Source organism: Cyclobacterium sp. SOCE241 (assembly GCF_056867545.1).
In genome coordinates this window covers 1,153,128-1,176,560 of record NZ_CP149779.1, presented here as the reverse complement: position 1 = coordinate 1,176,560, position 23,433 = coordinate 1,153,128, and the positions used below count along the sequence as shown (strand labels likewise).

Genomic DNA, 23,433 nt, shown 5'->3' with positions numbered 1-23,433 from the left:
GAAGGAGGACCCATTAACTATGAATTGATAGAGGACCCAATATTTATAAAAAATGAAAAAACTAGCTAAACCCCTCGGCAGTATACAACCGGAATATGACTATGTGGTTATAGGTTCCGGATATGGAGGTAGTATTTCAGCCTCTAGAATGGCCCGTTCCGGACAGTCTGTTTGCCTCTTTGAAAAAGGGAAGGAGTTTTTGCCCGGAGAATTTCCTGATTCCCTATTGGATGCCTCCAAGGAAATGAATTTCATAAAAGGAAAATCAACAAGTCTCGAAAAAAATGGACTATACGAATTTACCATAGGAAATGGAATTAATGTATTTAAGGGTTGTGGTCTGGGAGGAACTTCATTAGTAAATGCAAACGTCTCAATAAAGCCTGAAAAAAGGGTAATGCAAGATGAAATGTGGCCCTTAGCCTTAAGGCAAGACCTTGCCTCCTTTGAGGAAGGCGTGAACAGGGCGTGGGAAATGTTAAAACCAAACCCTTACCCGGAAAATAAAAATGGTTACCCTGTCCTAAAAAAGACAGAGGCCATGCGGAAATCCGCTGATTTTATGTCAGCACCTTTCGGGTTATTGGATATAAATGTAAATTTTGAAAATAAAATCAATCATGTTGGCATCAAGCAACCAAAATGTACAAACTGTGGAGATTGTGTCACCGGCTGTAATGTAGGGGCAAAGAATACCACTGCCATGAATTACCTTCCGGATGCGTTTAACCATGGGGCAGATATTTTTACTTCCATCAATGTTCGCTATGTCAAAAAATTTAAATCACACTGGCAAGTATACTACCATCCAATCGGTATAGGCAGAGATAATTTTGATGCGCCCTTAATGTTTGTCAGAGCAAAGAATGTGGTGCTCAGTGCCGGATCCTTGGGCTCAACGGAAATTCTATTCCGTTCTGCCAAAAAAGGGTTAAAGGTTTCCCAAAGATTGGGAATGAGATTTACAGGAAATGGTGACGTTCTTGGTTTTGGCTATAACAATGACGAAAGAATCAACGGCATAGGCTTAGGTAAAAAGGGTACGGATCAAATAGCAAACGTAGGACCTTGTATTACCAGTATAATTGACCTGAGGGAACGTGAAGATTTGGCCTCGGGAATGACCCTTGAAGAAGGAACAGTTCCCGGCCCAATTAGAAGTTTAATGCCAAAGGCATTGATTGCATTTTCTAGGTTGGTAGGAAAAGACACTGACAGAGGAATTAAAGATTACTTTAAAGAAAAGTTAAGGGAGTTTAGAAGTCTTTTTTTGGGAGCTTTTCATGGGGCTGTTGCCCATACCCAAATTTATTTGGTGATGACGCATGATGATGGAAATGGTGTCATGAAAATGGATGATGAAGGAAAGTTAAACTTAAGTTGGGAGGGCGTAGGTAAACAGGAAATTTTTAAGAAGGTAAGTGGAGAAATATTTAGTGCTACACAGGCATTGGGAGGAACTAAAATTCCAAATCCTACATGGAATAATCTGATGAATTATGATTTGGTAACTGTACATCCTTTAGGAGGGTGTGGCATGGGAGAGAGCATTGAATCCGGAGTAGTGGACCATAAAGGGCAAGTGTTTTCCGGAGAAAGTGAAACCGCCTTACATGAAGGTTTGTTTGTTTTAGATGGAGCAATTATTCCTAGGCCGGTTGGTACCAATCCACTTTTAACGATAAGCGCATTGACTGAAAGGAGTTGTAAATTAATTGCTGAGGAGAAAGGTTATGACTTAAACTATGATTTAGTCAGTCCCTCCAATCCGGTTGGTAATGAATTTACAGGGACTGGGGTCCAATTTACCGAAACAATGAAAGGCTTCATAGGTATAGGTGAAATGGAAGATTTTGAAAAAGGTTTTGCTAAAGGAAAACTTGAAAATACAACTTTTGAGTTTACATTAACCATACAAACAGAAGATATTGATGCATTTATAAGCAATGAAAAGCATGCAGGTAAAATGGTTGGAAGTATGAGTGCTCCTAGCGTTTGCCAAGAAGCCCTTTCCGCCTATAATGGTGATTTTAACTTGTTTATTCAAGATGAAGGGGATAGTGAAAGGAAACGAATGAATTACACTTCAGCACTCATTAGTCCGGAAGGTGGTAATTATTATTTTGAAGGCTTTAAAGACATATATAATGATAGGGTAGTGGATGCTTGGAAAGATACCACTACACTTTTTATTACGCTTTATGAAGGGGATTCTCCTGCCGGAAATATTGTTGGCAAGGGCAAGTTGGTAATTAAAGTTTCGGACCTACTTAAGCAACTTAGAACTGTCAAAGCCATTCATCCCAAATCTAAAGAAGAGGGAAGGAAAGCCATAGGTTCTTTTGGTAAGTTTTTTGCCGGTAATGTTTTTGAAACCTATTTTAAACCTTAGTTATTATTTTAGATAATGTAGTATTTGGTTTTATTTGAATTTTTCAAATATAGCGGATTTACTTTCCATTTTCTCACTTAACCATTGATTGGCCTTGGTGAGAAAATCCCTGTTATGGTAAGCTTTATGTTGAGTATAAAGTTTAATTAAGTGATTTTCAAGATTATTTAGCTGACTTTCGGTCAAACCGGAAGCTTGGCTTGATTTGGACTGTTTTATATCCTTTAATAGGTTGTCTGAAGACTTAAATACAATATGGTTGCCAATCTCCAAATTGTATTGTATGTCAAGTAATGATGAAAATGTTAATTTTTCCAAAGGAATATTTACTTGCATAATATGATTTGGATCACGCTTATCAATCAACCAGAACCTTGAGGAGTCATTGGCCAAGGAAGTCACGGAATCTTTCTCGCCAAACAAGACAATGGTTTCTTTTTCACTTATCCAATTTTCCCATTCTTTAGGTTTATATTTCTCTAAGCTTATCAAATGTAAGAGACTGTCTCTAAATTCTTTATTGTGATGAAACTGGTCAAAAGAAACTATTGAGTCTGTCAGGTTTAAAGCAATGTTTTTAACAGGGATACTCAAATCTCTCTTTTCCCATTCACTCCAATTCATGGTTTTTGGCTGATATTCTCCGATGGCTATTGAATCGCTTAGTAATTGATACAAGCCTACATTCCATTGAGATTGTAACAATAAGGTATCCATGCCTGTCCATAATGCAGCGGTTCGATCCTTCAGCATATCTCTACCTTTCTTATTAATCATCAACCATTCCTTCTCATCTATCAGACCATCTTCACTGATTTGGTACCAAAAAGTGGCAAAATGGTTATAGTTCAGTTTTTGGTCCTCAAATTCATTGGTTTGTAATTGCTTGAGCATTTGAACCATTGTGCTTAACTTATTTTCAGCCAATTGCCTGTTATTGTACCTGTCTTCCTGCGCTTCATTAAGGAGTCAATTTTTTGTAATTCTTCCTCTAGTGTCCTTTCGAACAATGCAGCCTCCTCATAACTGATGTAATGATCCTCTTGTATTTCCTTGGTAAGGTCTATGATTTCATCATGGTGGAAAATCACCTTCTTAACCTCTACTTCTGTAAGTAAATTGACCAGCCGACTAATAGTTTGACCACCGTTTAATTCGGCTTGTTCTATTATTCCTGCGGTTCTGGCATTTGTTTTTAGTTTTTGTATGGCATAGATTTTTACTTTTTTGCTATCCTTAAAGTTCACCTTTCCATTGTAGGTAAGTAGGTCAAAACCAGGAATTCCTTTTTCAGGAATAAACCAAGGATTAATGTCAGCATTTAGAATTTTAGGAGCCAAACCAAAAATATGCAATTCACCTACCTCTTCATTAAGAAAGTACATATGGCTTTGTAAATCATTGAAATCAAAACCTGCTTTTACTGTCCCTCTGCCGATCATGGCTAACTTTTTCTTTGCCTCTCCTCGAGGGAGGTCAGACAGTTTACTTGAAAAATAGTCAATAGTAAATGCTTCTGTGGACCATTGGGTATTGGAATCGTCCATGAACCACTTTTCCAATGTTTTCCTTAATCTATTTTCTCTTAAAGGTTCTGTGATAACATCCTCTTTTTCATTTTGCTTTAGGTAAATAAAGGATAATACTTCATTGAAAAAAGCATGCGACTTGTGTTTTCCCAATCCCCGAGATAATTAAGTTTCTCAAGAATATTACTTTTCCCTACTTCATTAACCAATGTTTTTGTTCTGGCCCTTCGTTTAAGTTTATTATCCGGATCCCCAATCTCCAGACGTTGGTCTACTTCCAGTTTATGAAAATCTCTTAGGTTATCAATTTCTTCCTGAATTTTATCAAATGTAGCTTCTGCCTGAAGGTTAATTTCAGGTCCCTGTTGAAAATCAATTTGTACTTCATCAATCGATGTCAATACCTCACCATAGTATTCAGCAGTAATCATTTCGCCAATTTCCCTAATTTCTGAGACCATATTCGCTGTCGGCTTCAAAGTGGCTTTTCCACCAAATAGGTTCATTGGGTTCCACATGTACACCAAAACCACTACAGCAACCACGAGTAGTATTTGAATGATAAGGCGAGCACTACCAAGTATTTGACCTATCATGGATTGAGGGTGTTGTCTGAAAGTTGAATTTGCCGTACTATCAAGGAATCACTTTTGAAATGGATGAAAATTTCCTCAAAATCAAAGTTTTTCAGCAATGTATGCATCAATTTCCTGGTATGGTTTTGACTTGTTTCTACCAAACCCATATAGGGAAGTTGATCCCTAATATCCATTTCTGCTAACCTAAAGAAAGTTTCCTGATCTTCCAGGTTAATGGAGTTCAAAAAACGCTTTGGGTTTGAAACCAATGAATCTTCTATAAAATCTTCTGGAGGATAGGAGAAATTAATTACCTCAATCGAAGGAAGATTAAGGGTTATCTTGTTCCCGTCAATCAAAATATCCTCTTCTTTAATTCGCTCGAGGTTGATTCCTGTTTTAATTTTAGCCCTAGAGTAAGCCAAAAAGGAGGCTTCATTTACAGGTACAAAAAGTATGTTTTTTCTTTCTTTCCGAAAACGACCTTGTCTACAACAAATTCAGTAACTACAAGGTCACTGGCTTGTTGAATTTTCCCTATAACCAACCCTCTTTTTTCTTCTTTGCAAGCGGTAATGCAACAAAGGATTATACTACCAACGAGTAAGGCTAAATGGGGCAATTTCGTTTTTAAGCTTTCCATGTGTGCTCATTTTTGAATTGCTCGTAAAAGTGTTTCATTTTGAGATGATACTCATTGACTTTATAGCCACTTCCATTGTATCCATAGGCAAAAGATTCCCAATCGTAATTTCCTTCATTCGCCTCAGAGATATACTCAATCAATGCTTTTCCACGAACTTTCTTGATCTTTATAAATGCAAGAAAATCTAAAAAATGGTAATACTCTGATTCATGCTGTTTGGCTTCAAATTCTTCTACATCTTGATAATTTCGTGATTTTATATTGTGTTCCATATTTTCACCCAAAATTTGAAACAAGCCCCAAGATGTGGCATATATGGCCGCTTTTGGATCAATTTTCCTAGCTGCTTCCAACCTGTCATATTCTTTAATACCGACCCTGTAATGGGTTCTTGTCCATTTTTTATAGATGATGTCTTCATTGCCTACACTTAATGCTTCCGGGTCTTTTCCGAATTGTTTGAGCCAATACCAAAACTTATGTCCTTCAAATAAAATTTTTGCCATACCATCGCTCAGGTGTCCACGACCCGCAGATTCCACCTTTACTAATGCTTTGATTACCGGTAAACTAATTTTAAGGTTTTCTTCTGCTTCCAATTCATCCAATGCGATTCTTATGTCCATATCGCTTAATATTTTACTATTGGTATTGTCTTTGATTTGAACATACTCTTCTCTTTGTAAACTTATTTCGGGTTGCACCTCAAAAGAGGTGGATAACATAGATCTTTGTTGGCTGGCAGGTGAAACTTCTTCAGTTTGAAGACCGTTTTCAAGGGAAAAATTCTGTCCTCATTGTCAAAATAAGCATTGTCTATTTCGAGATTGTCCATTGGAGCAATGGCATTGTCTCCCTGAGCTACGGATTGGTTGTTTTGTACTTGTCCTGCGGTTTGGACATTGTTTTGTTTGGGTACCCACCTTTCACGTAGGTATTTCAAAGACTTGTCTCCAAAATAGAAAGCAATCATCATTAGGAAAGCTGTTTCAAAAAATTCAAATTGTTGACTCAATAATGCTGCATCTACTCCTGAATATTGGGTACCAAAGCTAACGATCAACAATGACATACCTCCCATTAAGAGTGTAAATGCGATCATACCCCTTACAGTGCCGGGTGGTAAACCGAAAGTTTGGCTTTTATAGGGATTGTATTCAGGCATTTCTAGGTCTGATGGCTTTACAGGAATGCCTTTGCTGTGCATGTCTCTGAAATCATAAATGCGTTGCCAATCTTGGTCTGTCAAGCCATAATTTATATTGTAATGATAAACCGACCACATGAAGTAAATTAAAAATAAAGCTATCCAGATTACCGTTGTTGCAAGGCCAACCGCTTGAAAAAGATTGTCGTGTTCAATGTAAACAAATAGGGCACCGAGTATCGCAAAAATGACTAAGATAACAGAAAGAATTACTGTTCCCTTAAAGAAAAAGGTATGGTAGGGATTAAAGTTTGGATTCCTATCTTTTACTTTAGGGCTTATATGTCTTGCAATCAATCCATAAATAAAGCTTAAAGCTACTATAATAACAAAGCCGATCGCAAAAGCATGGTTAGCATTTTCCATGCTCGGAACAATAAATATCAGGGCAGCAAGTGCGATTACTACTATAGAAATGATATGGATGACCAAATAATTTCGTTCTGATATAAAGGAAGACTTAGTGTCTTGGTTTTCGACGGATGAGGGGCTTTTTTCCATGGAATTAATTCGTCAGTAGTTGTTTTTAAATTATGCTTTAGGCATTTACTAGTTGCTGCTTTTTTGTAAGTATTTCAAACCAATTTTCATTTAGAATATTGATAGTCAAGGGCTCATTTTGATTTATCTTTGGTAATACCATTTTATAAAATCGTTCGTAAGCTTTTTGAGACTGTAGGATCATTTTTTCTGTGCTGGCAGCATTCACTCCGTCGGCTATTAAAATACAGCCTTCTGTGTCCCGATGGGAATTTCCTATATGTACATAAACCTTGTCATAATTAGGGATTTCTTTTATCTCAATATGGTGTGAAAACCAGGGGAACCTATTTCTGTACCTTTGAGTCAAAGGACTGAGATTTTCATTGATTCCCAGTTTATAATGTCCCTCAGGAATTCTTGTTCCTCCGGGGACTTTCTCATCTCTGTGAGTATCTTCCAAGGTGTAGGCGAAAAATTTCTTTTGAATAAACATAAGGCCCAATGTTGTATTCCCATCATCCAAATATCTTAAAATAGTTATCAAAGCCTCGGGAATTGTTGCTACATCTTCGTTTTCAATCAAAGATTTAATACTTTCCAGATCGGAAGCTTGGGTTTCCTTTAAGTGCTTAATTTTATGGTTAATGTTTTCCTTTGGTGTTGTTGGATTAGGAGAAGGATTATTTTCTATAAACAAACCTTTAATTTTTTCATATCCTTTTCCAAGTAGAACGATTAAATAACCTATAAACCCAACCAGCCATAACCATATTTTGTCCAATACTTCAGGATTGGAATAAAAGAAAAGAACAAGTAAAATAACCCCGGCCAAAACCAGTAAGCCCGGTAATCTATTCATTTAAATAATAATTTAGGGTTTGAGGTAGAAAAATTGCGTTGGTTTATTGTACCTCAAAATTTAATTATTTATTTTTCAATAACAAAAAAATAAACAGCTTATTTTAAGGGTTTAAGTAGAGATGCGAAATTTAAAATCACCCAACTCTATTGGCATTTAAAAAATAGATTGGCTTGATCAATTTTATTTCTTCTCTTTATGCGATTCCAATACTTAGAGAAATTAAATATTTGTCTAAACCTATCTAAAATATTACTTTAAGCAAGCAATTGAATCCATGATTGAGATAAAAGGTGGATAGAAAAAGGACTTAAGGGTTTGAAAATTTAAGGAGAAATTAACTATACCTAATTTAATATGGCGAACTACAAAATTCAAGTCAACAACAAAAACTATGAAGTGGATGTTGATTCGGATACCCCTTTACTTTGGGTACTTCGGGACAACCTAGGTTTGGTTGGAACCAAATATTCTTGCGGAATTTCACAATGTGGTGCTTGTACAGTTCATCTTAATGATGCAGCTGTTAGGTCATGTGGCCTACCAATTGCATCTGTTGGAGATGCTAAAATCACTACGATTGAAGGACTATCAGACTCGGGAGATCATCCGGTACAGCAAGCCTGGAAAGAAGTAGACGTTGCTCAGTGTGGCTATTGTCAGGCGGGGCAGATAATGACAGCAGCAGCTATGCTAAAGAATAATCCTTCTCCTACTGAGGAGGAAGTAATAGAAGGGATGAATGCCAATCTGTGTAGGTGCGGCACGTACCACCGTATCAAAGAAGCAGTTTTATTGGCCTCATCAAAAATTAAATAACCATGGATAAAGCACTAAAATCAAACAGAAGGGATTTTTTAAAAATCGCGGCAACTGCAGGTGGTGGTTTACTGATTGGATTTAATTGGTCGGCTTGTGATTCTCCCAAAATGAAAGTTGTCAGCAATGAGGAGATTTTTGATAAAGCTATCAATTACAATAGCTTTCTTTCTATTTCCCCGACAAACCATGTAGTAATTTATTCCCCCAATCCTGAATTGGGTCAAAATATCAAAACATCCTTCCCAATGATTGTTGCAGAGGAATTGGATGTTGATTGGTCATATGTAAGGGTAAAGCAGGCCTTTCTGGATACTGAGAAATATGACAGACAGGTAACCGGAGGTTCAGGAGCCATGCCACATTCTTGGCAAAGGCTAAGACAGGCTGGCGCCACAGCAAGACAAATGCTCATGGAGGCTGCAGCAAAACGCTTGGAGGTACCTCTATCTTCCCTGACAACAGACAATGGCAATGTTGTTCACGGATCAAAAAACTTAGCTATGGTGAGCTTGCCACTGAAGCAGCGTCACTGCCGGTGCCGGAAAATGTAGCTTTGAAGGATATTAATGATTTTAAAATCATTGGTACGGCAGTCAAAAATGTGGACAATGATGCCATGTTTACCGGGCAACCTTTGTATGGATTGGATGTATACCGAGAAAATATGCTTCATGCCATGATTCAAAGACCACCCTTTGGCATGAAGCTGAAGCAAGTGGATGCAGAAGCGGCGAAAAAAGTAAAAGGGGTAAAGGATGTTTTGACATTTAAGGATAACGTAGCCGTTATAGGAGAAGGTACTTGGCCTTTGATGAAAGCAAGAAAACTACTGAAAATAGCCTATGAGCCAATAGGAGGTACTTTGGAATCCACAGCCTTTCACGATAAGAAATTTGATGAGTTACTGAATTCCGGGGCCGGTGAAGTCAAGAGAAAGGATGGAGATGTTAAGACGGCTTTTAAAAGTGCTTCAAGAATAATAAAAAGTGAATATCAATGCCCTTTTCTCTCTCATAGCCCCATGGAACCTATGAACTTTTTTGCCAATGTAAAGGAGGATAGTGTGGAGTTAATAGGTCCATCACAAACTCCGGATCGGGCTAGAAATGCTGCAGCAAAGATTTGTGGAATTGATCCTAAGAAAGTAAGTGTAGCATTAACTCGATTGGGAGGTGGTTTTGGTAGGAGGCTAAGGGCAGATTTTGTAGAGGAAGCGGTTGAACTATCCAAAATGCTTAAAGCACCTGTAAAATTAACATGGTCGAGAGAAGATGACATTACAGGAGGTGCCTACAGACCTGCTGTTAAGTATAGATTTGAAGCAGCATTGAATGATAAAAATGAATTGATTGGCTATAAATTGAGTGGTGCAGGAATAAATGCAGGAAATACCACAAGAGAAAACAATTTTCCTGCAGGAGCCATTGAAAACCTTGAAATAAGATCTGCAGAATATAAGTCACCGATAACGACCAATGCTTGGCGTGCGCCAATAACTAATTTTCTGGCTTTTGCAGAGCAGTCGTTTCTTGATGAAGTTGCAGAAGCCATGGGTAAGGATCCCGTTGAATTAAGGTTAGGACTTTTAGACAAAGCCAAGGAAAGACCGGTTGGAGAAATTCATTATGACATTGACAGAATGAAAGGTGTAATCAAGACTGTAGCAGAAAAGTCTAACTGGGGCAAAAAAGAAGGGGTTTCTCAAGGCTTCAGTGTGTATTTTTCCCATAGGTCTTATGTGGCCCAAGTTGCCGAGGCCAAAATTAAAGATGGTCAAGCTGTATTGGATAAAATTTACGCAGTTACAGACTGTGGAATTGTGATTAATCCTACCGGGGCAGATCAACAAGTTAGGGGTGGCATGTTAGATGGTATGGGACATGCAATGTTTGCCAATCTTACCTTTACAGATGGAGTTGCTGACCAAAAGAATTTTGATAGCTATCGTTTGATTCGAATGAAAGAAATTCCTGAAATTGAAACTCATTTTATTGACAATGGAATTGATCCGACAGGGTTGGGAGAACCGGCACTTCCACCAACAGGTGGAGCAGTAGCCAATGCCATTTATAAAGTGTCCGGACAACGCATGAGAAATCAGCCCTTTATCAATCAGAAAGGCATAAATAACTTTAATCTGGGCAGTCCGGCTTAGGTAAGTCTTTGTATTCAATAATGGTTTTAAAAAATAAAGATGGTATGATTAGCCACGGGTTGTTTTCCCGTGGCTTTTTATTTCATAATAGTATTCACTTAACTGGAGTTTCAATTGTATCAGAATTTGTAATGTGATTTCCTGAGCACTATCAGAAAGTGTTGTCATCAAAAAAATAATCCAGGCCTTTTAGAGGTTTTAGCATAACATTGCTTGGTGAAACTGTCAGCAGACAGGCAGGCTTAAAAATAAAATTAAATGGCTGATTTTGAGGGAAGTTTAGGGAGAGATTGATTGTTTATAGTCCATTTCGGGTTTAATTATTCGGATGAAATATTGTTTTTTTATTTATTTTGAAAAATTCGACACAATTTATTTGTATAGTTTTTATGTTTTCTTGGGTTTTCCTTTGAGCAATTTTTATACCTTGGTTCTATTAATAGATATTTATTAATTAGCTGCTTATTGGGTGATGAAAAAATAAGGAGTGAGGTAGATACATCTGTATGGTTTTCCTTCATTTGTGTTTTCTATCCACATTCTATTTTAATGTACCCCTTGTTAAAAGAAGAAGTTAATTTTATTTATGAGTATCATTCCTTTTACCATCTAGGTGGAGGTCTAGGTAAGGGTAATCCATTAAACTATAACCAAGAAGAAATTTTAGAGATGAGCAATTCCGAAATAATTATTAGGAATAATTTAAGAGAGACCTATGAGGATGTTTTTCTCCCGGAGTAATTGAAGCCCTTTCAATAATGGCTCCCTTTAATGAAGAAGTAAAAAAACTAATGAATATCCGGTTACGAAGGAGAAAAGAACGAAGCCGAAAGGGAAGTAAATTGACATTTTTAAATCCGGACACCAATATTCCGGGTACCAATATCTTGGTATCTGATGCCAGAGCCGGAAATTTTGAAGGGGCCGAAATACCTAAAGATCTTCAACAACAATGGATCCAGGGTACAGGTCCAGGGGCCAAACCCAATACAAGTTTAGAAAATAGTATTCGGAATGTAGCTTATGCCTTGCTTTCCGGTGCTGACGGGTGGATGTTTGATGGAGAAGATGCTTTAGGCCAAGTGTCTACCATGTCCTTAGACAATCAAAGAAACCTTAAATTGGCTATTCAGGACTCACCGATATTTTTGACGGTGGCCGAAGAAGTAGCTTTCCGAATGAACAATTGGAGTAAAAGTTTTTTTGGTCATGGAAAGATCACTGATTGGAAAACTCAGCTAGGCTTTACCACTAAGATTTTTAGAGCCAGAGGATTGCATTTAGACGATCGACACATTCGGTTAAGCAATGGTGCTTCATTTTCGGCTTCCATTGCTGATTTGGTGCTTTATGTCGTGAATAATTTTCAGGCTTTGATAGGTGCTGGTGCTTCCATAGTGCTGTATCTACCCAAAATTCAAACGGCAGAAGAAGCAGCCTTGTGGAACAGGATGATTAGTGCTTTGGAAAAGCATTTGGGAATGGAAGATGGTACCCTAAAGGTTTATGTTTTGGTAGAGCAGCTAGAAGCTACATACCAACTAATGGAAATTAGGGCGGCTTTGGGAAAACATTTTGTTGGGTTTAATACAGGTCGTTGGGATTATATCAATAGTGTCTCAGATGCGATGGCTTGGGATCAGTTCTTTATCAATCCTAACATAGAATCCATAGGGATGACTTATGGATACATGAAAAATTATGAAGACAGGGTAAGAAGAGCGGTCAATACACCTGATAGCAAAGGTAACTATGCCTTGTGGCAAGGTGGTATGGAACCTAATATACCTGTTGGATCTACAGAAGGTGTAAGTGCAAGTATGGAGAAAGCTTTGGCCGGGGCAGAAAGAGAGCTTAAGGAAGGGGCAAGTGGAAAATGGGTAGCGCATTGGAAAATGGTTCATATTGTTCGCCCTGTTTGGGAAAAGTCAGGAAAAGCCAACCAAATGGGAAGAAGTTTTGAAAAGCTTAGTTATACTCAAGAAGATGCTGATGGCTTGATCCACCTAGATTCTGCTCCTAGGACAATTAGAGGTGCAAGAAATCTATTAAGTGTTGGCTTGCAATACGGCAATGCATTTGGGCAGGGCATGCAAGCGGCTGCTTTGAAACCGGCTGACTTTTTGGGAATGATAATGTCCTTTACCTGATGGAAGATATGGCAACAGGTGAAATTCGACTGAGTATCCTATGGGAGTGGCTTCACAAAAAGGCTGAAATTACAGATGCTGATGAAATCTCAGGAGTCAATCAGGGAGCTATTTTTACCCAAGAATTATTCGATAGGCTATTGGAAGAGGAATATCATAAGCTATTAGTAGCCGATAGCAAAGATGTTCATGAGGCTTCCAAGACTACTACACTTCCCATTGCCAAGGCCATTGTAAAGAAATATGTTGAGCAAGAAGAGAAGATTCCATGGTTTATCGATTTGTTGAATATTAACCTAAACAATGTTGATTTAAAGCTTGCTGAAAAAAGAATTGACCGTTATATCAACCACTTGAATAAAAATGGGGAGCGGATTACAGAAAATTTAGATTTTATTGTTTAATGCTTTTATTGATTGTATACATTTGTTCTAAATGATGTCTCAAACCCTGTTGTTTTTTCTGGCCGTTTTTCCAATTTTGGTCGCATCTGTAATGTTGGTAGGATTTCGTGTTGCTGCCAAAATTACGATGCCTGTTACTTTCGTTCTTACCTCAATTTTGGCATTTCTTTTCTGGGACATGTCCATGTTGACAATTCTGGCTTCCTCTATTCAAAGTTTGTTTATCACTTTTGATATACTTTACATTGTTTTTGGTGCGATTTTATTACTTAATTTCCTGAAGTATTCAGGAGCTGTTAACCGCATTCGAGATGGCTTTTTTGGAATTAGTAAAGACCGAAGAATTCAGGTAATTATTATTGTTTGGCTTTTTGGGTCTTTTCTGGAAGGAGCTGCCGGTTTTGGAACCCCCGCAGCTATAGTTGCCCCATTGTTGGTTGCCTTAGGTTTTCCTGCTTTGGCAGCGGTTGTTTTGGGGATGATGGTGCAAAGCACTGCTGTAACTTTCGGTGCGGTGGGCACACCTATATTGGTTGGTGTCAAAGGTGGTCTGGAAAATCCTGAATTGACTTCTAGGTTGGATTTGATGGGTTTAGATATTGCTGATGTCTTGGCTGCTGTTACCGGAAATGCGGCTATTGTTCATGCCCTTGTGGGAAGTTTTATGCCCTTTTTAATGGTTTTGATGCTTTGTAGGTTTTTTGGAAAAAATAGGTCATGGAAGGAAGGTTTTCAGGTTTTTCCTTTTGCTATTTTCGCAGGGCTTTCTTTTACCATTCCTTATCTGATTACCGGCCTTTTTTTAGGGCCTGAATTCCCTTCTCTTATCGGTGCTTTAGTGGGCTTGGCTTTGGTCGTTTATTCGGCCAAAAAAGGATTTTGATGCCTAAATCAATTTGGGAAATGGAGGAAGTTAAGCATTGGCCTGAAGACTGGTTGGGTGCTGCCAATTTTAAAAATAATGAAGCCGAACTTGATTTGGCTTTAGATAAGCCAAAAATCTCCTTAAAATTGGCTTGGTTACCGTATGTTTTTTAGCCGTTTTACTGGTTTTAAGTAGGTTGCCTCAATTGCCTTTTAAGAATTGGCTTACCGGCTTTTCTTTTGGAATTGATCCTATACTAGGAACAAACATTGCTGGCACTAGTACTCCCCTGTATTTGCCGGGTACATTATTACTTATAGTTTGTGTTTTTACTTACTTTCTTCATGGGATGAGTGGTAAAGGAGTGAAAGCAGCTTTTTCTGAAAGTAGCCAAATGATATTTAAAGCAGGAGCAGTGTTATTGTTTGCTGTAGCCATGGTCAGGGTGTATATTAATTCAGGGGAGAATGCTTCAGGCATGCTTTCCATGCCTATATTGATGGCGGAATGGTCGGCAAATAAAGTAGGGATGGTTTATCCTTTCTTTGCACCATTTATAGGGGCTTTAGGTGCCTTTATTGCCGGTAGTAACACCATTAGTAATTTAATGTTTAGCTTGTTTCAATTTGGTGTTGCTGATAACCTTGTAATGTCGCCCACCTGGATTTTAGCCCTTCAGGCAGTTGGTGCGGCAGCCGGTAATATGATCGCCATACACAATGTTGTAGCAGCCTCAGCCACGGTAGGGCTTTTAGGCAAAGAAGGAAGTGTCCTTAGGAAAACAATCCTTCCTACCTTGTATTACCTTTTGGTGACAGGTTTGATTGGCTTCTTTCTGATTGGAGTAGTGGGGGTTATGGATCAATTCATGCTAAATTCATAAATTTATCTTCTTTTTAGTCAATAATTTTGATTATCTACTAATTAATCGATAAATTGGTTTATCTTGTAAATGGTAGATAAATAAAGCGTTCAATGATAGGGATCATCACAGCAGACTTGATCAATTCACGTAAAGTTCCGGCAGCTCAATGGATGCAGGAATTAAAGAAGGAATTGAAACAATGGGGAAAGGAGGGAACCGACTGGGAAATCTATCGGGGAGACAGTTTTCAATTGAGGATAAAGGAACCAGAACAATTACTATTTGTAGCCATATTACTAAAAGCTGCCATCAAGTCAATGGCACCATTGGATATACGGATGGGGTTGGGCGTAGGAGAGGAAAATTTTATATCAGATAGGCTTTTGGAAAATAATGGAACTGCTTATGTTTACTCAGGAGAGATATTTGAAGCGCTTGAAAAAGAACAACAGGGGATTATGTTCAAAAGTGAAAACAAGGAGTTGAATGAAGAAATAAACCTTATGCTTCGGCTGGCATTGACAATCATGGACGATTGGTCAATCAATTCTGCAAAAATGGTCTGCCTTGCATTCAAGCATCCTGAGAAAAATCAAACAGCATTAGGTGCAATGGAGAAAATCAGTCAAAATTCTGTAAGCGCACGGCTTTCCAGAGCACATTTTGAAGTAATTAATACATTGGTGAATTATTTTCCAAAACGAATAGCAAGGTTTACCTCATGATAGTATTTATAAAGCTGATTTTAGCACACTTATTAGGAGATTTTGTCTTCCAACCCAACCGGTGGGTGAAGGCAAAAGAAGCAAAAAGTTTAAGGCCTACCAACTTTATTTACACTTGCTGGTGCATGGCTTACTAATCATGATAATTATGGCTGATTTAAGTTTTTGGCCGTATGCAGTAGGGATTATCTCTGTTCATGGACTTGTAGACCTGATTAAGTTATATGCACAAAAAGCGAGTACCAAAAGGTATTGGTTTTTTATAGACCAATTGGCCCATTTATTAACCATAGGAGGAGTAGTAGTTTGGATAGATCCGGGATTTATTAACCTATTGTATCCAATTTCCGAAAAATTTTGGTTGGTGCTAACTTTGTTGGTTTTTTATCGCTACCAGCCTCAATAATAATCAAGACAATCATTTCAAAATGGACCCCTGTAGCGGACGATGAAATTGGATCATTGGAAAAAGCAGGTCAATACATTGGTATACTCGAACGTTGGTTTGTTCTAATTTTTATTATTGCGGGGAAATGGGAAGCCATTGGTTTTTGGTGGCAGCAAAGTCTGTGTTTAGGTTTGGAGATTTGAAAGAATCTAAAGACAGGAAGCTCACCGAATATATTTTGATCGGAACCTTGGTAAGTTTTGGTTTGGCCATCTTGTGCGGGTGGTTGTACGACCAATATTGACAAAAAAGAGCCGATTTCAATTAAATGGAAATATCCTTTTGGGGAACAAAGTGAAATTTAAATTTAGCTTGTGGCCTGAGTTGAGAAAGTCTTGAAATGCCTATGCTTGTTAATTGTAAAACTCGCGGATATCCTCCGGTTACTTGAGCATCTTTCATTAGGATAATGATTTTTCCGGCTTGAGTCAATTGAACGGTCCCAGGGTAAACAGGACTTGAAATCAACTCTGGAAGGGTATGTTTTATTTTTTCTACCAATTGAATCCCCATTCTATTTTGGATAGGGGAAAGTGTCAAACAAGAATCAGTCAAGGCATGTTGCTGTGTTTTGCTCAAGCAAGAAAAGGATGGCCCTGGAAATACTGGAATTTGAGGAGATTTTGGAAAACCTCTTGGTTTTATCTTGGAGAAGTCAGTAGGTATATGGTTAGGAGAACTAGCAAAAGTTAAAATATCGTTGTCTTTAAATTTAGCCAAAGGTGTGACTTCCTGATAAAAGCTTTGACTACCCATAATACTTTCACTTTCAAAAAGCCCATTAATAGCCAAGTAAAGCCACTGTCCTTGACGAAAAGAAGCGATGTTTACCTTTGAATAGGCAGAAATATTGATAATTTCATTGGTGCCATATAACTTAGAATCCACTTGGATTTTAGCATCGGCTCCTGTACAAACAATTTGGCAATTTTCAGTAAAATAAAGCGAAACATTGCCCATATATATCTCCAGACATGCTGCACCTGGTTTTTTCGTACCAGCAAATTGGCCAAGTGAAAAGAAGATTCATCCATAGGCCCTGAAGTTGGGATTCCCTTATCTACAAACCCAAACCTCCCCTGATCTTGGATGGTGGTAAATAAGCCGGCTTTGATAAAGACTATTTTACCCATGATATATGGTTTTTTTCCAATGATAATTAGTTGAGCCTTGGATGTCGGTAAATTCCTTTGAAGAAATGGCTTCAAACTGAATTTTATCTCCGGGATTAAAAGGTAAATTTAGTTTGCCATTGCCAAATATGGGAATAGGCATTTTACCCACAACATACCATCCTCCAGGACTGTCTATTGGATAAATACCCGTCTGTGCACCACCTATGGCCACACTTCCTTTGTTGATTTTTCTATCAGGAATATCCCTCCTAGGTATATGCAAAGTTTTGGGAAGGCCACCTAAATACATAAAACCAGGTAAAAAACCATAAAAATATAGAAGGTATTGCCTGGCACAGTGTTGTTCGATGAATGTTTGCGCATCCATATTTTTCTTCTCCAAATAAATGTTAATGGAGGGGGCAATTTCCTGTTCGTAGCATACGGGGATGGTCCAAATCCACCTTTGAGGTAAGTCCAGCTCAGGTAAAGGTTCATTCATCAACTCTTCTAACCAAGCTATAAAAACGGTGCTATTGGCCACAAGCTTTAAGCGAACACTTAAGATTTGGTAACTATGGTAGATGGAAGAAATAATGATGTGCCATTTTTTTAGAATTAAATTTTTCAAGGTAATCATTTCAACCAGTAAGTCTTCTTCAATGATTTCCGGCCAGTGGAGTTCTATGATATCGTTTCCAATATATAGTATTTTAATGGGGTATTTCATTATTAGTGGTTTAAAGTGGACTTGGTGGCAAGCAAGGGGCCTAATAATTGGGCAATTTCCAAGGCTTTAGGATGGTCTCCATGAACACATATAGTATCCACAACTATATCATGTTTGTGATTGTCATAAGTGGGGACTTTTCCTTGGTTTACCATTGATAAAACCTGATGTTTTACTTCGTTTAGGTTGGTCAAAAGTGCGTATGATTTTTTTCGACTAACCAACGTGGAACTGGTTAAATAGGCCCTGTCAGCAAAACCTTCATTTTTTAATGGGATTTCATATTTTCGCGCGGCTTCTGCCATGCATGACCCATAGGGCGCATAAATGTATATTCCATTAAAATTATTGGATAAAAAAATGGCAAGTCTTTCTGCCAAATTGAGAGAAGTGAGGCTTTTGAGGTATAAGGCACCGTGAAACTTTATGTGGTTCAAGGTTTTGTTTTCAGTGAACGCTAATTTCTGCACTAAATGAATTTGTTGGAAAAGGCTTTCTTCAAGTTTAGAAAAAGAGATATCCATAGGCTTTCTCCCAAAATTTTCTTGATCGGGATAGGAAGGGTGTGCTCCAATATTTACTTGATGTCTTATTGCTAACTTAATGGTTTCAAGGATGGTTTTTTCATTTCCGGCATGTCCACCAGCTGCAATATTACAACTTCCTAAAAAAGGCATAATGGCATTGTCATTTGCCATTCCTTCTCCCAGATCACAATTTAAATCGACATTTTTACGCATAGGTACAAGGATACAAGTTTTTTGTTACAAAAGAGATAATTTCAAGGGAGGCTTGTATTGAGTTTTGTTTCAAATTATACTTTCATGCAACATTTTACGTTTTGTCTTCGTCTTGAAGTTAAAAATTAAGGTAAAAATTATGAAATATTCAATTGGCATAGTCACATTAATGCTTGGGATTTTCTTTTCCTCCTGTAGTCCTGTTAGGGTTTTTATGGAAAAGAATGAAGTTGCAAGTTTTGATACCTACAATACATTCTTTGTTATCAACCAATATTACGATAAAGATGCATTTGAATCACCTGTTCTCGAAGAAAATTTAAAGCATAGACTTTCAGAAGGAATGAGAGAAATGGGATTTGTGGAAGATGAAACCAAGCCGGATTTGATTGTAAGGTACAATACCAATCTTACGGATAGGCAAAAGGAGGTTAACAGAATGCCTATGATGAGCCCATACTATGGATATGGTATATACAGCCCCTACATGATGCCTTATCCTTACGGTGGAGGTAGAAGCACTTACAGTGTGGAAAAATATGATATGGGAGAGTTGGTGATAGACTTTATTGATACCAAAAAAGATAAAGTTGTTATGAGAATCAGTGCTGTAGGAGAAATAACCAAACCAAAGCAGAAAACCAAAAACCTCTTTACCTCAGCAGAAAAAATTTTAAAAGAGTTTTCTAAATATGTAGAAAAACAAGTAGGTAAATGACCCAAAGATAAGTCTGTTGCCTATGGTTTGGTGAATAAAATTAGCGTACAATTATATGTACTTAGAGAGTAAGGGCTTAATGAAAAAATCCCATCCATTAATATGATTGAGTTTATAAGTCAAGGAAAACATGACTTATAAACTCAATGTGTAATTAGATTTTAAGCTTTTATATACCAAATTAACAGGAAGTCCCATTACATTGTAATAAGAACCATTAATATTGTCTATACCCACCATTCCTATCCATTCTTGAATACCATATGCGCCGGCTTTGTCATAGGGTTTGAATGTACGTACATAGAAGGAAATCTCTTCCTCACTCAGTTTTGAAAAAGTCACTTCAGTCAGATCAGAAAAGGTTGTTTTTTGTTCGTATCCACAATGCAAACACCGGTTACGACCATATGAGATTTACCATTGATGGAATGGAGCATATTTATTGCCTCTTCTTCATTTTGAGGTTTATTAAGAATGGTTTGATTGGCAATGACAATGGTGTCAGCAGTAATCAGTACTTGCTGGTCTTTTAAATGAGGAAGGAAAGTATTGGCCTTTTTCTCCGCTAGATAGGCGGCCACTCGAGTAGCTTCCATATCAGCAGGGAAACTTTCATCCGTATGCATGGTTTTTACTTCAAAGGAGAAGCCCAAGTCCCTTAGCAATTGTTGTCTTCTTGGTGAATTTGATGAAAGGATGATGGTTTTATCTATTATTTTCATAAAAAAGATAGCATGTTGAGCCTGGAAGCTGCTTTATAAAGATTAGAAGTACTTTAAATTGTTGGCTAAACCAGAAAATTGAATGTTTGGTAAAATGGAATCTATTTATTTTTGCCACTTAGCATTTGCAAATCTACAATTTAAAAGTAAACTTAAACCAGCAATAAGCAATAGATATTGGGTTAAGGCAATGAATGAATTCACCAAAAATCAACGTAATTTTGTTGAATCCACTTAAAACTCTTATTTTTGAGGGTTTTATTAGCCTATTGAGTTAGTAATTTGTTGAACATCAAAGTAAATACACATTGGATATATTTGAAAAACTGAATACCAATCTTGGTCCGTTAGGAAAACATTCCGAGTTATCAGAAGGATATTTCATGTTCCCTAAATTGGAGGGTGAAATTGCGCCTAGAATGAAATTTAAGGGCAAAGAAGTTCTGAATTGGAGTTTGAACAATTATTTAGGGTTAGGAAATGATCCCGAAGTTAGACAAGCAGATGCTGATGCTGCCACAAAGTGGGGAGCAGCGTACCCAATGGGGGCGAGGATGATGTCAGGAAATACTGATCTTCATGAGCAGCTCGAGAGTGAATTGGCACAATTTGTGGGTAAAGAAAAGGCATATTTGCTTAACTACGGTTATCAAGGCATCATGAGTGTGATTGATTCATTGATCGATAGAAAAGATGTTATTGTATACGATAGTGAATGTCATGCTTGTATTATTGATGCTTTGCGGATGCATATCGGTAAGCGATTTGTATATCCTCACAATGACATAGAAAGCTGTGAGAAACAGTTGAAAAGAGCAGAAAAGTTAAGCAAAGAAACCGGTGGTGGTATCTTGGTAATTACCGAAGGTGTATTTGGTATGACCGGTGATATGGGCAAGTTGAAAGAAATAGTAAAGTTGAAAGAAAAATTTCAATTTCGCCTGTTGGTAGACGATGCGCATGGTTTTGGAACAATGGGTAAAACCGGTGCCGGTACTTGTGAAGAACAAGGAGTACAACAAGAAGTTGATTTATATTTTTCAACTTTTGCCAAGTCAATGGCAAGTATTGGCGCGTTTATTGCAGGTGATGCGAAAGTAATTCATTACTTGAAATACAATATGCGTTCTCAAATATTTGCGAAAGCACTGCCACTTATAATGGTGGAAGGCGCATTGAAACGACTGGATTTAATCAGGAGTCGACCTGAATATAAAAATAACCTTTGGAAGATTGTAAATGCTCTTCAGAATGGTTTGAAAGAAAAAGGGTTCAGCATCGGCACCACCAATTCACCGGTAACTCCGGTAGTGTTGAACGGTACTGTGGGTGAAGCGGCTACATTAAGCAAGGATTTGCGTGAAAACTATAATATCTTTTGCTCAGTTGTGATTTATCCTGTTGTTCCAAAAGGAATGATTATATTGCGTTTGATACCAACTGCGGTACATAGTATAGCAGATGTGGAAGAGACAATTGCAGCATTTGAAGCAATTAAAGAAAAATTAAGTAGTGGTTATTATAAAACTACGGAGTTGGCTACATCTTTTGGTGAATAAATCTAGAAAAAAGGGCCAATCCTGTACATTAATAAACTATTTACCTATATTGAGTAAAAAAACAATTTCATCATTAACCTAAATAAACTTTTAATTATGAACAGATTTAATGAAATCAAAGATCTTATAATGTCTCTTGAAGCTGATTTTGACAAATTCTACGATAAGAAAAATCAAGCTGCAGGAACAAGAGTAAGAAAAGGCATGCAAGATTTAAAAAATATGGCTCAGGATATCAGAAAAGAAGTACAGGATATCAAAAATTCTTGAGTTAAGGAGTAAAAAAAGGGGGACTTATTATATAAGTCCCCTTTTTTTATTTTATATATGTTATTCTAAATGTGGCGAATAAAATTGATTCGTATTAATGCGATCTGCTGCAGAAATAATTCTGCTTCTCAATTCATTGGAGGCCTTCTGTAAGGGTAGTCTAACATGGCTCTCACAGAGACCTAAATGCTCCATAAGACATTTTACACCTACAGGATTGCTTTCCTCATACATCAGAGGGTTGATATCTAACAAACTGAAGGTTCCTTTTTTGAATATTCTCCATTTCCGTGAATAATTGCTCCCATAATTTCAGGGTAAGCATTGGCCATAACAGAAATAACACCTTCTGCTCCAATACTTCTCATCGGAGTGGTGTTCATGTCATCCCCGGAGATTAATAGAAAGTCATCAGGTTTACTGTTTACAATACGCATGCATTGTTCTAAATTTCCACTGGCTTCTTTGATCCCAATAATGTTTTTATGTTGTGCTAATTTTAAGGTTGTAGCAGCACTTAGGTTAGACATAGTTCTTCCCGGAACATTGTATAAAATTATGGGAACAGGGCATTTATCCGCAAGTGCCTCATAATGGGCAATGATCCCGGCCTGGCTGGGTTTGTTGTAATAGGGACTTACTGAAAGCACCCCTTCAATTTCCGAAAAATCAATGGTATCCATTGCAGCCAATAGTGCTGCAGTATTATTACCTCCAAGTCCATAAACAATTGGAACTCTAGAGCGATTGATTTTCTTTGTGAAGGCTAAAACTTCCATTTTTTCTTCTTCAGAAAGTGTAGCTGATTCTCCTGTGGTGCCTTGTACCACCAAATAATCAACATTTCCCAGAATAACATGCTCAATAACTCTCTCCAAAGCAGGATAATCAATAGCTCCATCTGCTTTAAAGGGAGTTACTAAGGCTACTCCGGTACCTGTAAACTTTTTCATTTTAATTGATCTGCTTTAAATATTTTATCAACAGTGCGGTTCCTGATTGAATATCTTTTTCTTCATTGTTCAACATCAAGTCCAAATAGGGCTTCGTCTCCTCATTATAAAACCCCATACTATATGATGCCGATTGTAACTGTAGTAAAAATAGGGTAAAGTAATTCAGCTTTTCGGGGTAAAAATAATCAAATCTGGTTTAAGGGAAAGCAATTGAATTAGTTTTTCTCTAGGTTTACCAAATAAAGTAAAATCTTTATAAGAAAAAGCCTGTTCATCTATTGATTTCTCATCATAATAATTTCCTATTACCCTTATTTTTTCATCCAAATCGGAATGAATTACCTTTGTGATGGCCTCAATTTCATCCTTATTACTGGCAATTATGGATATGGTCTTTATATTTTTTGTATTCAATAAGATGGATTTTTGGGTAGGTTTCTTCTTTGGCTTTTCCAAAGTGCTTTTTACGTAATATTCCCTTATCCATTTCATCTG

25 protein-coding genes and 4 pseudogenes are annotated in these 23,433 nt (G+C 37.4%); 15 read left to right on the top strand and 14 right to left on the bottom strand.

Annotated features, from left to right (window positions below; genetic code table 11):
* Positions 1–52: 52 nt before the first annotated feature.
* Positions 53–2,392, top strand: a complete 2,340-nt coding sequence (locus WG932_RS05660) for a GMC family oxidoreductase N-terminal domain-containing protein (RefSeq protein ID WP_483087282.1) — start codon at positions 53–55, stop codon at positions 2,390–2,392.
* A gap of 30 nt (positions 2,393–2,422) precedes the next feature.
* Here the strand turns inward: WG932_RS05660 and WG932_RS05655 are convergent, their stop codons facing one another.
* From WG932_RS05655 to WG932_RS05620, 8 genes are read right to left on the bottom strand one after another with little or no spacing between them, the layout of a single operon-like run.
* The gene (locus WG932_RS05655; protein WP_483087281.1) at positions 2,423–3,286 is read right to left on the bottom strand and encodes a hypothetical protein; all 864 of its coding nucleotides are present in this window, start codon (positions 3,284–3,286) and stop codon (positions 2,423–2,425) included.
* Positions 3,287–3,300: 14 nt separating this feature from the next.
* A complete protein-coding gene (locus WG932_RS05650; RefSeq protein ID WP_483087280.1) occupies positions 3,301–4,074 on the bottom strand; it encodes a DUF4230 domain-containing protein in 774 nt (257 codons plus the stop codon).
* Entirely contained in the window at positions 4,017–4,517 is a 501-nt protein-coding gene (locus WG932_RS05645; protein ID WP_483087279.1) for a hypothetical protein, read from the bottom strand. Before WG932_RS05645 ends, WG932_RS05650 begins: the two co-directional genes overlap by 58 nt.
* Positions 4,514–4,924 (bottom strand): DUF4230 domain-containing protein, encoded by a 411-nt coding sequence (locus WG932_RS05640; protein ID WP_483087278.1) that lies wholly within the window; start codon positions 4,922–4,924, stop codon positions 4,514–4,516. The genes WG932_RS05645 and WG932_RS05640 overlap by 4 nt, the downstream gene beginning before the upstream one ends.
* Positions 4,925–4,938: 14 nt before the next feature.
* On the bottom strand, positions 4,939–5,142 hold the full coding sequence (locus tag WG932_RS05635; RefSeq protein ID WP_483087277.1) for a hypothetical protein: 204 nt from the start codon (positions 5,140–5,142) through the stop codon (positions 4,939–4,941).
* A complete protein-coding gene (locus tag WG932_RS05630) occupies positions 5,130–5,870 on the bottom strand; it encodes an N-acetylmuramidase family protein (RefSeq protein WP_483087276.1) in 741 nt (246 codons plus the stop codon). The genes WG932_RS05635 and WG932_RS05630 overlap by 13 nt, the downstream gene beginning before the upstream one ends.
* Positions 5,834–6,853: a hypothetical protein gene (locus tag WG932_RS05625; RefSeq protein WP_483087275.1), complete on the bottom strand. Its 1,020-nt coding sequence runs from the start codon at positions 6,851–6,853 to the stop codon at positions 5,834–5,836. Before WG932_RS05625 ends, WG932_RS05630 begins: the two co-directional genes overlap by 37 nt.
* 37 nt (positions 6,854–6,890) lie before the next feature.
* Positions 6,891–7,694 (bottom strand): DUF5675 family protein, encoded by an 804-nt coding sequence (locus tag WG932_RS05620; RefSeq protein WP_149394115.1) that lies wholly within the window; start codon positions 7,692–7,694, stop codon positions 6,891–6,893.
* Positions 7,695–8,051: 357 nt separating this feature from the next.
* On the opposite strand from WG932_RS05620, the gene WG932_RS05615 reads away from it, so the two are divergent.
* The 11 genes and pseudogenes from WG932_RS05615 (at position 8,052) to WG932_RS05565 (ending at position 16,086) form a co-directional block, all read left to right on the top strand.
* On the top strand, positions 8,052–8,513 hold the full coding sequence (locus tag WG932_RS05615; RefSeq protein WP_483087274.1) for a (2Fe-2S)-binding protein: 462 nt from the start codon (positions 8,052–8,054) through the stop codon (positions 8,511–8,513).
* Positions 8,514–8,515: 2 nt separating this feature from the next.
* Positions 8,516–10,671 (top strand): annotated as a pseudogene (locus tag WG932_RS05610) (xanthine dehydrogenase family protein molybdopterin-binding subunit).
* Positions 10,672–11,136: 465 nt separating this feature from the next.
* Complete coding sequence (locus tag WG932_RS05605) at positions 11,137–11,412, top strand: hypothetical protein (protein WP_483087273.1); 276 nt, start codon at positions 11,137–11,139, stop codon at positions 11,410–11,412.
* A 17-nt stretch (positions 11,413–11,429) separates the two neighbouring features.
* A complete protein-coding gene (locus WG932_RS05600; protein WP_483087272.1) occupies positions 11,430–12,821 on the top strand; it encodes a malate synthase in 1,392 nt (463 codons plus the stop codon).
* Positions 12,821–13,225 carry a hypothetical protein gene (locus WG932_RS05595; RefSeq protein ID WP_483087271.1) on the top strand — a complete coding sequence of 135 codons (405 nt, stop codon included), beginning with the start codon at positions 12,821–12,823 and terminating at the stop codon, positions 13,223–13,225. Before WG932_RS05600 ends, WG932_RS05595 begins: the two co-directional genes overlap by 1 nt.
* 31 nt (positions 13,226–13,256) lie before the next feature.
* Positions 13,257–14,108: an L-lactate permease gene (locus WG932_RS05590; RefSeq protein WP_483087270.1), complete on the top strand. Its 852-nt coding sequence runs from the start codon at positions 13,257–13,259 to the stop codon at positions 14,106–14,108.
* The gene (locus tag WG932_RS05585) at positions 14,108–14,263 is read left to right on the top strand and encodes a hypothetical protein (RefSeq protein ID WP_483087269.1); all 156 of its coding nucleotides are present in this window, start codon (positions 14,108–14,110) and stop codon (positions 14,261–14,263) included. The genes WG932_RS05590 and WG932_RS05585 overlap by 1 nt, the downstream gene beginning before the upstream one ends.
* Positions 14,242–14,973 carry an L-lactate permease gene (locus tag WG932_RS05580; RefSeq protein WP_483087268.1) on the top strand — a complete coding sequence of 244 codons (732 nt, stop codon included), beginning with the start codon at positions 14,242–14,244 and terminating at the stop codon, positions 14,971–14,973. Before WG932_RS05585 ends, WG932_RS05580 begins: the two co-directional genes overlap by 22 nt.
* 92 nt (positions 14,974–15,065) lie before the next feature.
* Positions 15,066–15,680, top strand: a complete 615-nt coding sequence (locus tag WG932_RS05575) for a SatD family protein (protein WP_483087267.1) — start codon at positions 15,066–15,068, stop codon at positions 15,678–15,680.
* The gene (locus tag WG932_RS05570; RefSeq protein ID WP_483087266.1) at positions 15,677–15,817 is read left to right on the top strand and encodes a DUF3307 domain-containing protein; all 141 of its coding nucleotides are present in this window, start codon (positions 15,677–15,679) and stop codon (positions 15,815–15,817) included. The genes WG932_RS05575 and WG932_RS05570 overlap by 4 nt, the downstream gene beginning before the upstream one ends.
* An 11-nt stretch (positions 15,818–15,828) precedes the next feature.
* On the top strand, positions 15,829–16,086 hold the full coding sequence (locus tag WG932_RS05565) for a DUF3307 domain-containing protein (protein ID WP_483087265.1): 258 nt from the start codon (positions 15,829–15,831) through the stop codon (positions 16,084–16,086).
* 306 nt (positions 16,087–16,392) lie between these two features.
* Here the strand turns inward: WG932_RS05565 and WG932_RS05560 are convergent, their stop codons facing one another.
* The 3 genes from WG932_RS05560 to WG932_RS05550 all read right to left on the bottom strand — a co-directional run bounded on the left by WG932_RS05560 (position 16,393) and on the right by WG932_RS05550 (position 18,713).
* Positions 16,393–17,088, bottom strand: coding sequence for a 5-oxoprolinase subunit C family protein (locus WG932_RS05560; RefSeq protein ID WP_483087264.1), 696 nt, complete (start codon positions 17,086–17,088; stop codon positions 16,393–16,395).
* A 165-nt stretch (positions 17,089–17,253) separates the two neighbouring features.
* Complete coding sequence (locus tag WG932_RS05555) at positions 17,254–17,973, bottom strand: 5-oxoprolinase subunit B family protein (protein ID WP_483087263.1); 720 nt, start codon at positions 17,971–17,973, stop codon at positions 17,254–17,256.
* Positions 17,974–17,975: 2 nt separating this feature from the next.
* Complete coding sequence (locus tag WG932_RS05550) at positions 17,976–18,713, bottom strand: LamB/YcsF family protein (RefSeq protein ID WP_483087262.1); 738 nt, start codon at positions 18,711–18,713, stop codon at positions 17,976–17,978.
* Positions 18,714–18,852: 139 nt separating this feature from the next.
* Between WG932_RS05550 and WG932_RS05545 the strand changes: the two genes are divergently transcribed.
* On the top strand, positions 18,853–19,431 hold the full coding sequence (locus tag WG932_RS05545) for a DUF4136 domain-containing protein (protein WP_339677996.1): 579 nt from the start codon (positions 18,853–18,855) through the stop codon (positions 19,429–19,431).
* A gap of 135 nt (positions 19,432–19,566) precedes the next feature.
* Here the strand turns inward: WG932_RS05545 and WG932_RS05540 are convergent.
* A pseudogene (locus WG932_RS05540) lies at positions 19,567–20,153 on the bottom strand (Maf family nucleotide pyrophosphatase).
* Positions 20,154–20,461: 308 nt separating this feature from the next.
* Between WG932_RS05540 and WG932_RS05535 the strand changes: the two are divergent.
* Positions 20,462–21,712, top strand: coding sequence for an aminotransferase class I/II-fold pyridoxal phosphate-dependent enzyme (locus WG932_RS05535; RefSeq protein ID WP_014022347.1), 1,251 nt, complete (start codon positions 20,462–20,464; stop codon positions 21,710–21,712).
* 96 nt (positions 21,713–21,808) lie between these two features.
* The gene (locus WG932_RS05530) at positions 21,809–21,982 is read left to right on the top strand and encodes a histone H1 (RefSeq protein WP_014022346.1); all 174 of its coding nucleotides are present in this window, start codon (positions 21,809–21,811) and stop codon (positions 21,980–21,982) included.
* A 60-nt stretch (positions 21,983–22,042) separates the two neighbouring features.
* Here the strand turns inward: WG932_RS05530 and dapA are convergent.
* A pseudogene (gene dapA / locus WG932_RS05525) lies at positions 22,043–22,935 on the bottom strand (4-hydroxy-tetrahydrodipicolinate synthase).
* Between the two features lies 1 nt (position 22,936).
* Positions 22,937–23,430: pseudogene (locus tag WG932_RS05520) on the bottom strand (DUF6913 domain-containing protein).
* Positions 23,431–23,433 lie beyond the last annotated feature (3 nt).